At 63.6% G+C, this 11,121-nt stretch carries 11 protein-coding genes; 5 read left to right on the forward strand and 6 right to left on the reverse strand.

The features are described from left to right. The 3 genes from E1166_RS26090 to E1166_RS26100 all read right to left on the reverse strand — a co-directional run. Positions 1-766, reverse strand: a 766-nt coding sequence (locus tag E1166_RS26090) for a hypothetical protein (protein WP_132342600.1), incomplete at its 3' end; no start/stop codon positions are given. A gap of 167 nt (positions 767-933) precedes the next feature. Continuing rightward, positions 934-1,128, reverse strand: a complete 195-nt coding sequence (locus E1166_RS26095; protein WP_132342601.1) for a hypothetical protein — start codon at positions 1,126-1,128, stop codon at positions 934-936. Between the two features lie 246 nt (positions 1,129-1,374). Further along, positions 1,375-1,695 carry a hypothetical protein gene (locus E1166_RS26100; RefSeq protein ID WP_132184609.1) on the reverse strand — a complete coding sequence of 107 codons (321 nt, stop codon included), beginning with the start codon at positions 1,693-1,695 and terminating at the stop codon, positions 1,375-1,377. 175 nt (positions 1,696-1,870) lie between these two features. Between E1166_RS26100 and E1166_RS26105 the strand changes: the two genes are divergently transcribed. Beyond that, positions 1,871-2,629: an XRE family transcriptional regulator gene (locus tag E1166_RS26105; protein WP_132342602.1), complete on the forward strand. Its 759-nt coding sequence runs from the start codon at positions 1,871-1,873 to the stop codon at positions 2,627-2,629. A gap of 4 nt (positions 2,630-2,633) precedes the next feature. After that, positions 2,634-3,104 carry an NUDIX domain-containing protein gene (locus E1166_RS26110; RefSeq protein ID WP_132342603.1) on the forward strand — a complete coding sequence of 157 codons (471 nt, stop codon included), beginning with the start codon at positions 2,634-2,636 and terminating at the stop codon, positions 3,102-3,104. Here the strand turns inward: E1166_RS26110 and E1166_RS26115 are convergent. Further along, positions 3,092-3,658, reverse strand: a complete 567-nt coding sequence (locus E1166_RS26115) for an HD domain-containing protein (RefSeq protein WP_132342604.1) — start codon at positions 3,656-3,658, stop codon at positions 3,092-3,094. The two genes, E1166_RS26110 and E1166_RS26115, sit on opposite strands and share 13 nt — an antisense overlap. A gap of 656 nt (positions 3,659-4,314) precedes the next feature. Here E1166_RS26115 and E1166_RS26120 point away from each other — a divergent pair. Further along, a complete protein-coding gene (locus E1166_RS26120; protein WP_132342605.1) occupies positions 4,315-5,211 on the forward strand; it encodes a hypothetical protein in 897 nt (298 codons plus the stop codon). Here E1166_RS26120 and E1166_RS26125 read toward each other — a convergent pair. Further along, entirely contained in the window at positions 5,195-7,267 is a 2,073-nt protein-coding gene (locus E1166_RS26125) for a DNA methyltransferase (RefSeq protein ID WP_132342606.1), read from the reverse strand. The genes E1166_RS26120 and E1166_RS26125 overlap by 17 nt on opposite strands. A gap of 202 nt (positions 7,268-7,469) precedes the next feature. Here E1166_RS26125 and E1166_RS26130 point away from each other — a divergent pair, with 202 nt between their 5' ends. Both E1166_RS26130 and E1166_RS26135 read left to right on the forward strand, forming a co-directional pair. Then, positions 7,470-8,705: a DUF262 domain-containing protein gene (locus E1166_RS26130; RefSeq protein WP_132342607.1), complete on the forward strand. Its 1,236-nt coding sequence runs from the start codon at positions 7,470-7,472 to the stop codon at positions 8,703-8,705. Next, the gene (locus E1166_RS26135) at positions 8,706-9,887 is read left to right on the forward strand and encodes an MAE_28990/MAE_18760 family HEPN-like nuclease (protein WP_132342608.1); all 1,182 of its coding nucleotides are present in this window, start codon (positions 8,706-8,708) and stop codon (positions 9,885-9,887) included. Positions 9,888-10,804: 917 nt separating this feature from the next. Here the strand turns inward: E1166_RS26135 and E1166_RS26145 are convergent. After that, the gene (locus tag E1166_RS26145) at positions 10,805-11,062 is read right to left on the reverse strand and encodes a hypothetical protein (protein ID WP_132342609.1); all 258 of its coding nucleotides are present in this window, start codon (positions 11,060-11,062) and stop codon (positions 10,805-10,807) included. Positions 11,063-11,121: the final 59 nt, after the last annotated feature.

The following is an 11,121-nucleotide window of genomic DNA, read 5'->3' on the forward strand; positions in this document are numbered from 1 at the left end:
GGGTCTGGACGTCGGGCAGGTCCAGGGCGGTGGGGACGACCGGCGTCGGCCGGTCGGTGGCCGGGGCGTCGGAGGCGATGACGTCGGCCAGCGGGGACGTGACCGTTGCGGTGAGCACCTCGCGGCGCTTGATGTCGAACCGCAGGTACGCGGCGTTGCCGTCGGCGGCCCGCTCGACCAGGACGGACGAGGCGTGGCAGGTAACGGCGATCTTGTCGAGGCGGCCTTCCAGGTCTGCCAGGGAGAGGCCGGGCCGCAGGTAGACCCAGACTCGTTCGCCGACCGGGGTCGGCTTGGCCCACAGGATCAGCGGGAGGGAACCGGACTGGTTGGCGACGATGAACTGTGCGAAGCACACCCGCAACCGGTGGCGCACGATCAGGCACCACACCCAGGCGATGATCTGGCGGCGGGTAACGGGAACGGCGGTCGGCACGCCGAGGACGACGGCGATGACGGCCAGGGTGACCAGGGTCGAGGTGTGGGTGGCGAGCTGCACCCAGCCCGTGAGCAGCAAAACGGTCAGGACGATTTCGGGGGTCCACCACCACAGCAGCCGCAGCACCGGCCAGACGCGGACCAAGAGCCAGGCCAACACGCCACAGGGGAGGCCGGTGGCCACGGCGATGAACAGAGCGATGATCGGGTGTACGTAGGAAGTGGCCACCACGGCCGTCAGGATGCCGATGATGACGGCAGCGAGGATGAACGCCATTCGAGCGTTTCGGGCCGAGGACCGGTGGACCTTGGCCTCGATAACTGTCACGGTTCCGGTTGACTTCCGGCCGAACGAGCGGCGAGGGCTAGACTTGGACACGACACGTCCTCCCAAGCGATTGGGCTGGATGGGTTGGAGGGCACGGGGTCGGCAGGTGTAGGAGCCAGTACCGACCCCGCGCTCGAATTCAGATCAGTCAGCGTTCGAGAGTGGGTTCACTCCTCGTCCGCCAAGGGCGAGAAGCCCAGCACAGTGACCTGCTTGCGGCCCCAGCCGCGAATGAGGTCGGTCAGTTTGGCGATGTCGTCATAGCCCCGGATAGGGCTGGCCGGCTGGTACTCGAAGTACTCAACCTGCACACCATCAGCGGTAGTGTGGAAAAAGGTGACGTAGTAACGGAAGCACGACATGTGTTCCTCCTCGTGAGGGCGCGGCTGACGGCCGCAAGGCATTGAGGAAAGAACCGGCGCGAGGCCGGCAGAGGCACGAAGGGCCATACCGGCCCCGTGCAACAAGGTGGCGGCAACCCGAGAGGTTGCCGAGGCCGGGAGAGTAGGAGCCAGTAACGCTCCCGGACTCAAGGTGGATCAGGAGAGCGGACCGTAGGCCGCTTCAGGAGACACCGCAGGCTTCACGCAGCACGATGTGCGAAGGACTTACTTGGCCGCCGACGTACCAGCCTTCGGCTTCAGCGAGATCGCACGGAACGCGACGCCGTTACGCCCGTTGGTCGCCCACGGGATGGCCTCCAACTGCTCGACGTCGATGAGCTGTCCCACCATCACGCTCGGCTTCTCACCCGCCGTGGTGATAGTGATGACCTCACCGCCCGTCTCGTCGAGAACGAAGACCTGGGTGGACCACATGAGCCGGCCCGTTCCCTTCTCCGACCGCTGATTGCCGTTCTGGTCGTTCTTCGGCTCCGGGTCCTTCGACACCGTCACCTGCTTCGCCTTGGTGTCCACGTACAGCTTCACGAGATACCTCCTGTGTCTCGGCCAGTTGTTGAGCTTGTCCCCAGTGGACTCTTGCTCTTGGCCTCTGCGGATAAGGCTCCCGGAATTCGCAGGACGGCCCATCCGGTGGGCTGGACGACTATGGGACGTCTCGGTTACTGTCTACTCGTCCCTAGTCGTCCCTGAGGAGGATCGAATGCCGAACGACCGGCTACGCGATGCCATCCTGCGCAACGGCCTAACGCCCGCCATGGTCGCCGACAAGATCGGGGTCGACGCGAAGACCGTAGAACGGTGGATCACCCAGGACCGCACGCCGTACCCGCGTCACCGGCACGCCATCGCGGCTTTGGTGCGCGAGGATGTGCCGTACCTCTGGCCGAAGGCGGTGACCCCGGAGAAGGCGGCGAAGATCGGTCAGAGTGAGATGGTCCAGCTTTACTCCCGGCGCTCCTCGGTTCCGTATGAGCTGTGGGGTCGACTAATCGAACGGGCCGAGAAGCAAATCGACATCCTGGCCTACGCCGGCCTCTTCCTCGTCGAACAGGACCCGAGGCTCATCGACACCTTGCGGCAGAAAGCCGCTGGTGGTGCCAAGGTAAGGATCCTGCTCGGTGATCCGAGCAGCCCTGCGATCGAGCGAAAGAGCGTCGAGGAGGGTGCGACCGGCGTCATGGCCGCGAAGATTCGGCAAGTCCAGCAGTACTACAACCGGATTGACGGTGCGCCGGGCGTGACGGTGCTCTACCACGAGACGACGCTTTACAACTCGATCTACCGGTTTGATGACGAGATGCTGGTCAACATGCACGTCTACGGGTTCCCGGCACCGCACGCGCCCGTGATGCACCTACGCCGGCTCAACGGCGGGGACCTCTTCGGCACCTACGCCGACAGCTTCGACCGGGTCCTGTCCGCCTCCTACCCGATGCCGCGCGGTGAGGTGGCAGCCTAGAAGCATGGCGAGAACCGAGCACTACCACGACCCGAACGCACCGAAGGCCAACAGCATCGTCGTGGCTGTCTCTGTCTTCGTCCGTGACGAGCAGGGCCGGGTGCTGCTCATCCAGCGCAGCGACAACGGACTGTGGTCCCTGCCCGGCGGTGGGCAAGAGATCGGCGAGTCGGTGGCAGAGACGGCGGTCCGGGAGACCCAGGAGGAGACCGGGATCAGAATCGAGGTCACCGGGATGGTCGGGGTCTACTCCGACCCCGATCATGTCGTCGCGTACTCGGACGGCGAGGTACGGCAGCAGTTCTCACTATGCTTCCGCGCCGTATCGGCCGGCGGTGAGCTGACGCCGAGTGACGAGTCACGCGAGGTGCGATGGGTGGCCCGCGACGAGCTGGACGCGCTCGACATCCACCCGTCGACCCTGCTGCGCATCACCCATGGCTACGAGGACCGCCCGCAGCCCTACATCGGCTGAGCCACGCTGCCGGCAAGCCGGCGTTGGGTCCGCTGCGCGGCGGCGACCATCTCCGGTTCCGCCCGGCGGATGAACCGGGTCACCAGGTGCTCCGGCCCGTACCGCGATCGGATCTCGGCCAGCCGCTCCAGGACCTCGAAGTCCTGCCCGTCCGGCCCCGTAGTCATGTCCGAGAAGCAGAGCGCGTCAGTCACCGCGGTTTCCTCCCGGGGGAACTCGGCGGCCAGGACCTCACCGAGCCCGCGTTCCTCCGCTTCCAGCCACGCGCACGAGTGGTGAGCCACCAGCGCGGCGATCCGCTCGTCGAACCGCTCACGGCGCAGCCACCGGCCACCGTCGAGGGAGTGGAAGCCGGTATCGACCAGGTCCGGGCTGTAGCCCACGTCATGCAGCCACGCCGACGCCACGAGCACCGCACGATCCTCGACCGGCACCGCTGCGCTGATCCGGTCCGCCTTCGCGGCGACCGCCTGGACGTGACTCCACCGACGGGGTAACGCCGTCTCCAACAACTGTCGCGCGATGTCCTGAGCGGTATCGACGAGAGCGGCCATGCCGCCAGGGTACGGAGCGCACCCAGCCCGCACCATCCCGTGTCCGCTGGCCGAAGACCCCGGGGCCGGCCGCCTGCCGGCGAAGTGGTTCAAAGTTTCTGTACGTCTTCAAGGCGGCCCTGAACGGGCCGCACGCGCCGCCGCCTGGGCGCGCGCCGGCCGCTGCCGCTGCCGCTCTGCGGCCGTCACGCCGGATGCCCGGCGGCTGGCGCGCGGACAGCGGGAAGCCCGGAGGGCCTCCGCAAACGACAGGCAGTTGAACGGGGAACTGGTGGGCCGGCAGCCGGCCGGGGCGCGGCGGCCGTCGCGCCGCGCCGTAGGGCGAGTCACCGCCGGCCGTGGTGGGGATGCGGCGCGGAGTGTGCGGGGCCGCCCCTCCAAGGTCAAGGGCGCTTCGCGTCGCTGCGCGACGGCCCTTCGGGCCGCCCTTGACCCCGGAGCCTCTGCGACCCCTCGGGCCGGCGTTGCCGGCAGGCCAGGGGCCTGCCCGGGTTGCACGCGCCGCATCCCCACCACGGCCTCGTCGCGAAGGCTGCGGCACGTCAAGCCGTTGTTGACGTCCAAACGGACGGTTTCCCACCCTTGTACGTCCCCCACGGTGGCCCGATCTAAGGCAGGATCAAGCCCTTGTAGCCACCTGTCGTTGAGGGGGAAACGTGACAGTCCCAGTGGGCACGCCGTCACAGCCTCGTGATCTTGCAGCCGCGATCTTTGCCGCACTCACTGAAGAGTTCTTTGACGTTGACGGGGCGCCTATTCCGTTCCAGCTCCGAGACAAACGAAATACGCAAGATGATCCGGTTGACGAGTTGGTAGGCGAGGTGCTTCGCCGCCGTCTTCCCGATGGGATCCTCGTCTTCTCATCTGGCAAGCCCCTGGTCAGTCCAGACCTCGTTGTAGCTCGGCCTGAGGAAACCAAGCTGTTAATAGAGGGCGGCGCTGATCTAGATGCCAGACGGATCGTCGCAGTCGAGGTAAAGAAGGTCAATTCCGACGCCGCTGGCCGCGCCGCTCGCTCGACAGGCATTGACTACAATTCAACCCCGCCGTGTTCTACCGTCAAAGTCGAATCATCAACCGGCCGACTCCTTCGGGTCCCAGCATTTTACTTGTTCCTTCTCCTCTGCCCTTACGCTGAGAGAACGATAGTCCGCACTTTGGCTCTAGTTGCCGGAGCCGTCCTCAATGAAGACACTAATCTCTATGATGAAATCACTGGCATCAGGAAAAAGAGCATCGGGCTGGGCACTTTCGGTGATGGCCTGGACCGCCAGCGTCCCATGTTGGTTTTCGCCAACCCGTTGGGGTGGGATTGGCTGCATGGCAAGGCAACCCTGCTGCATCAGCGAGAAGACCTAGCTGACGAGCAGGACCTCGTACGGGTGCGCGAAGTCAAGCGATACGCCGCCGACGGATCTCCACGCACCTTTTGGTGTTACCGGTCGAAGCATTCTGGAGTGACTGTGTATGTAAAGGCAGTCGATCCCTTTCCCACTCCGAGTAAGAGAACGACCGAAACGACCCCTAGGGGCAGGTTCAGGATCGATCTCTAGGGCTTCGGGAGACAATACCTAGCTCATCGCAAGCCTGCTGGGCGGCGTCGCTAGCATCGGCCATGAGTTGATCGATACTTGCCGTGCAAGCCGGGCTAGTGTACGCCGCCATGACCGTCCCTCTCACGACGGACTGAACATCACTCCAGCCGACAGCTACCCCTGCCTCTTGGCATTCCCGAAGCTTGGTGAGGACATCGGCGACCGCAGGGGCCCATCCAGGACTTGCCTTCCGGCACACAACGATGGCATCAAGGTTTGACGGGTTGGCAGCACCTGACTTTGGGGCTGCGACACTCATCTCGCCCTTGATCGGCTGAATGGCGGTTACAACGAGACCAGCGTTCCGTAGCGCCGTTACCATTGCAGCCCATCCAGCAGGGCGAGCTTGATGGAACGTGAAGGCAAGAAGCCCATCATCTTTGAGGACGCGAGCGCACTCACGCCATACCGCCTCAATGGCCTTTGCGAAAACCGATGGATCGGCAGACTGCACCTCGCCGGGCATCCGAGTCGTGGCATAGGCAGCCGGGTAGGACGAATACGGCCGAATCTCGCGGAGCCACGAGTGAAAGAAGTCAGCTAGTTCTGAGTAGTGGACGTTATCGAAGTACGGAGGATCGGTGACCACCAGGTCCACGATGCCGTCGTCTAGAGCCGTATGTGACGACGAACCAGAAGAGAGAAAGACTCGGCCCGACTGGTCGGGTCCGTCTTCTTGGCGGGCGTCTAGATCCGTACCGAATGACGGGGAGATCCCGGAAACTCGCCCAGTTTCAACCAAGTCGTATGGGGACTCCTTATATTCAAGCGCCCTCAGCAACCTGCTCTTAAAGAGAGTTGAAAAGGATCCCGATGAGGCAGGTGTTCCCCAAGGGTGAGCTTCAAGCGGCGCGCGCTCTGGCTTGAGTACGTGATGCGAGAACATGTGCCGGACCGCGCCGGTACCTTCACCCTTGTACGAGCAAAACAGGTTGTTGAATTCGAGCACACCGGAGAACAGGGCTGCGAGGGCTTCCCGCTCCGGGCTTTGCGGAAGATCGCGGATAGCTGCCCCGAGCAAGCCCAGGCAATACAACTGGCGAGAGTTGAAAAACTGCTGCCAGGTCTTGTACCCCCACTTGATCGCCTGCCGAGTGTTGTGGCCATTTTCGAGCCTGCCCGACGGCAAGACAAGCTTGTCCGCATTATCCTCTAGAAGTTGCTCCGAGCGCCGATACAACTCCAAGTCGAAGTCCGAGATCGCCTCATAGCGTCGGGCCCCGTCGCTTGCCAGCACAAGCTTGGCGTACATCCGCTGCTTGGGCGCTTGGCCGTTCAGCGCCTCAACCACCTTTGTGCTGTGGCCGGCGGAGCAGGTCATAGTAGCGCCGGAGACAGGGCCTTGAAATGGTCCCGACCAGCCACAATCCGAACAGGCAAAGGAATCCTGGGCCGAGAGATCTACGGTAACAACCGCGTGGCACGAAGGGCAGGTTGCACGAGCAGTCGGGTATCGTCGGGGATAAGCATGCTGCGCAAATACGTAGCGAGTAAAGAGTTCGACCGCCGGCGCTTCATCAGGACACGACGGGCAGGCGGCAGTGGAGACCCAGAAATAGTAGAGGACCGGCTCTCCGGCTTCCGTGACGTGCAGCGCGTCGATGTCGGCGCGGACCCGCCCCTCTACTTCTCGGTATGCCGCTGCGAGAGCGTTCGGATCCCATTTCGCGAGCGCCTGGCGCTGCACCAAGGTTGCTACCGGGTTGATGTCGTAACCGATGACCTGGCAGCCCATCTTTACTGCCTCAACGAGCGTTGTCCCAGAACCGGCGAACGGGTCCAGGACGGTCACGTCGGGGTGAAGGGTGAGGGAGCGGAAGGTGGCCTCTGCCTCCTCCCTCGAAGCGGTGAGAGCGGACGCCAGGATCCCCCGGAAGACGCTTCCCAGACGCTGGGCCCACCACTTGTGGGTGTGAGTTGCCGGGCGGTGCACTTCCTTGCGCCATGCCTCACGCTCGGCCGCGGCAGACACAAGACGCGTCGGAAAGTCCAGCTCAAGCGCGGTCGGAAGCATGAGACGCAGTCTTCCAGATGGCCTCGCCGCAGCGCGAGCCGGCACGCAGCCCTGGTGCGCCCAGCTCGGCAGTCGCCGAGATCGGTAGCGACGGTGCGGTCAGACGCAAGCGCACGACCTTTCGAGCCTGGTGCAGTCCCCGTAAGCTCAGGCATCGAGCGCCCGCTCTACAAGGGAGAGCGAGACAACGCGGAGGTTCAACATGTCGCTGGACGACCTTCCCACGTTGGTGGAAGGTGAGGAAATATCGTCGCATCAGATTAGAAGAGCCAGCATTATAGGCGACGTATCAGACGAAGACCTGAACGAAAAGTACGTCCGCGGCGACGTCCGGATCGTTGTTGAACAAGCTCGCTACCCATTAAAGCAGGTGTCAGATCTAGTCAAGTCAGCCGACTACGACTTGCAGCCCGACTTCCAGCGGCGACCGCGATGGAGCAGGGAACAGCAGTCCAGGCTGATTGAGTCCTTCATAATGAATGTTCCTGTCCCGCCGGTCTTTCTATACGAAACGGAATACTCACGCTACGAGGTCATGGATGGTCGGCAACGGCTGACTGCAATCTCCGACTTCTATGAGGGCCGCTTTGAGCTCGAAGGGCTGGAGCACTGGGCCGAATTGAACGGCAGGCGCTACGACAGTCTTCCCGAGCAGGTGAGGCGCGGGATTGACAGGCGCTATCTGTCTTCGATCGTCCTCCTCCATGAGACTGCTAAGTCTCCAGAGCAGGCGGGACGACTGAAGCAACTAGTGTTCGAGCGCATCAACACCGGTGGCGAGGACCTGTCGCCGCAGGAAAAGAGGAATGCACTCTTCCCAGGCGAACTGAACAAGCTCTGCATTCGTCTCGCTCGGTTGCCGTCACTTTGCCAGATGTGGGGTATCCCATCGCCAACCGAGGATGAAGATCTGGGTAACCCCAGCTGGCAGCCCCCTCCAGAACTGGCCGACCACCCGGCGTTCAAAAGGATGGAGGACGCCGAGCTCGTCCTACGCTTCTTCGCCCATCGCCAACGTCGTCAGCTCTGGCGTAGCGGGATGCGACTCGACGAATACCTGAGCACCTACCTGCGGATCGGCAACCAGTTTCCGGCGCCAACTATTGCCGCACTCGAGAAAGTGTTTACCGCTACCAGCGATCTGGCTTACGGTGTGCTCGGGAATTCTGCATTTTGGCTATATAGGGAGCGCAGGGGCACTTGGAGCTGGGTCGCACGTCCCACCCTAGTTGCATACGACTCGCTCATGTGGGCGTTCAGCCAATTGCTCGACAAGAAGGACGTCCTGCTGGACCGCGCCCAGGAAATCGACGGCGACCTGGCGAGCTTTTACATGGCGAACTATGCGAAGTTCGACGGCCGGCGAGTCAACGCAAGTGACCTCGAAGCAAGGGACACGGCAGCCCTTGCCTTCCTGCGCTCCCTTTGCGAGGACTAGGTGGACCTTGCGACCCCGGTCTTGCAAGCGGATGAGGGATTTAAGGAGACGCGCCAGCTGATCCAAATGGCAGCACATCTGCTGGACCTTCGGAAAACCACAAGCGTGGCGTCGACAACCGCTGAACTTCGGAACATATTCCGGATCGCCGCCAGCAACGGCTGGCGGCGACAGGTGTACTCTGCTGTAATTGTCCAAGCTTACGCAACGCACGAGAGATTCGTGCGAGAGTTGGCGAAAGCCGTTGGCGAATTCCTTACCGAAACCTATGCGACTTACGACGATCTTCCTCAGCGGACCAAAGACGAGCACATGAAACTGGCGGTCCGCCGACTTCAGGATGTTACCGAACGTGGGCATTCCAAGGACACAGTGGACCCGCAGACCATTCTGAGTCGCCTAACCGCGTGCCTCGGCGGGGGACTGCAGTTGAACTTAGATGTGCTTGTACGCCACCCGGCAAACTACCGCAGCGGCGTCGTCGAGGAGGTCTTTGCGCGCTTTGACGTCGATGTTCGCACTTCCTCGTCGCGAGAGGATCTATCGGCACTCGTGGGTGGAGTGCTGAATGGTGTACATGCCTCAGTCGAGAGTGTGGTGGACGACCTAGCCGACCGGCGCAACCAAATAGCCCATGGCGGACTGGTCGACGAGATCCTAGGGATAGAAGACTTGGCGGGCGCCGTCGATGCGGTCGCTGGCTACGACTTCTGGCTAGCTCGCCATGTCGCACACAGGCTCCTGTCGGACCTGATAAACCGTAACGGCACTTGGCTTGCAAATGTCGAGCACACCTGGACCAACCGGGATACAGGAGTCCGCTCGGTAGCAAGGCTAGTCGACGTGGCTGCCAGCCTCGCTCGAGGTGACGTTGTCTATATCCTCTCCTCCCAGGCCGAAGGCGCTTCGTCATGTTCTGTTGTCAGCATCCAGGTGAGCAATGAGCCTGTTGAAGTCGCCAAGCCCGGCAAAGGCCCCTTCGGCGTCGACTTGGGTCATGTCGTTGCTAAGGGAGCGAGGATCTATACGTTAAGTGACCGGTGGAAGTCGCTAGCGAACGCCTTACGGCGTGTCGCTGATCTGGCACCAACGGCCGAGCGAGAACCCATCACTGCCCCACAGGTCCCAGGCCCGCGCGAGCCCGAGGCACCCTACGGCGCTAGTAGTCCGGGCACGCCTTGACGCGCAGCTTGAGCCCGCCGCCAAGGCGGCACTGAGGCGGCGGGAGCAGCGCGAGCTCGATCTGGTCAGTGCCGAACATCAGGCGATGACGTCCCGCACCTGCTCCCCGGCGCGGGACACCAACAGCTGGCAGCACTCGACAGCTTGGGTCCGCATCCCCGACGGGGGGCGGCCTGGGCCGCCGGCGGAACGGCTGTCGACAGCAACACTGACAGCAATGCCGTCTGACGGTGGCACGCTGACACGCCCTGGCACGGACGGAGCTTCGAGCTTGCAGCCGTTGCCGGACGGGTGCGGACGCGACGCACAGAGCTTGTAAGCGAGGCATCAGGCAGCGAGGCAGCAAGAAGGCAGCGAGAGCGTCGACGTGTGTCGACCCCGAACGTGAGTCGACGATGTCCGGCACCTGCTCGTCGATGCGGGCTGGCACCAGCTGGTAGCGTCCGACAGCTTGAGACCGCATCCCCCCGACGGGGGTCGTCCCTTTCCCGGTCCCTTCCTGTCCAGGTGAAGGCGCGTTTCCCGGATCGGCTGGGCCGGGCGGCGGGCCGAAAGTCAGCGAACGTCAGCCGCATCCGGCTCGCGTAGCCGCAGGCGGCGTAGCGCTCGACGGGGTGTGCCGGTCAAGCTGCGCCTGTGCCGCACGGAGCTGGTCGCGTACGGCACTGGACAGGTAGGTGCTCACCGGACTGCTCTCGCGGGCGAAAGCTTGCTCGCGCGTACCAGGATTCGCGCCTGCGGACCCAGGCGGCCGGACGGACCGAGCCTGATCCCCCTCAACCCAGATCCACTCATCGTCTGGAGGGCGGTGGGCCACGAGCCGGACCCCGGTCACCCACAACGTCACCGGCCCGTCCGACGGCAGGAGACGGTCGACTGCATCGATCTCCAGCACCGCGCCGAGTTGTACCCGTACGTCAAACACCGCGTCTCCTCATCACCGGCGCCACGTTGCGAGGCGGCGCGCTCTCGGTCGTGCGTCGCTGGATCTGGAGTCCGGCGATCTGCACGTAGACCTCTCGCCGCGCCAGCGCCTTGCCGGTGGCGGGGTCGATGGAGTAGCCGGTGAGCCACACCCAGCCGTGGTAGGTCGGTTTGTCGCAGACCGAGGTGACCCGCAGCCACAGCGCCCGGTCGCCGGCGAACTGCACCGACGCCCGACGATCGATCAGCACCAGGTCACCGGGTACGGGAACGCCCGGCCGGTGCGGTGCCGGTGCGCGGGGTACCGGGG

The organism is Micromonospora sp. KC213, from assembly GCF_004348325.1.
Lineage (GTDB): Bacteria > Actinomycetota > Actinomycetes > Mycobacteriales > Micromonosporaceae > Micromonospora.

What these genes read in the sequence shown, in the direction of transcription:
- E1166_RS26130 (WP_132342607.1), top strand. Translation starts at nt 7,470, where the DNA reads ATGTCGCTGGACGACCTTCCCACGTTGGTGGAAGGTGAGGAAATATCG.
- E1166_RS26115 (WP_132342604.1), bottom strand. Translation starts at nt 3,658, where the DNA reads ATGGCCGCTCTCGTCGATACCGCTCAGGACATCGCGCGACAGTTGTTG.
- E1166_RS26125 (WP_132342606.1), bottom strand. Translation starts at nt 7,267, where the DNA reads ATGCTTCCGACCGCGCTTGAGCTGGACTTTCCGACGCGTCTTGTGTCT.
- E1166_RS26105 (WP_132342602.1), top strand. Translation starts at nt 1,871, where the DNA reads ATGCCGAACGACCGGCTACGCGATGCCATCCTGCGCAACGGCCTAACG.
- E1166_RS26095 (WP_132342601.1), bottom strand. Translation starts at nt 1,128, where the DNA reads ATGTCGTGCTTCCGTTACTACGTCACCTTTTTCCACACTACCGCTGAT.
- E1166_RS26110 (WP_132342603.1), top strand. Translation starts at nt 2,634, where the DNA reads ATGGCGAGAACCGAGCACTACCACGACCCGAACGCACCGAAGGCCAAC.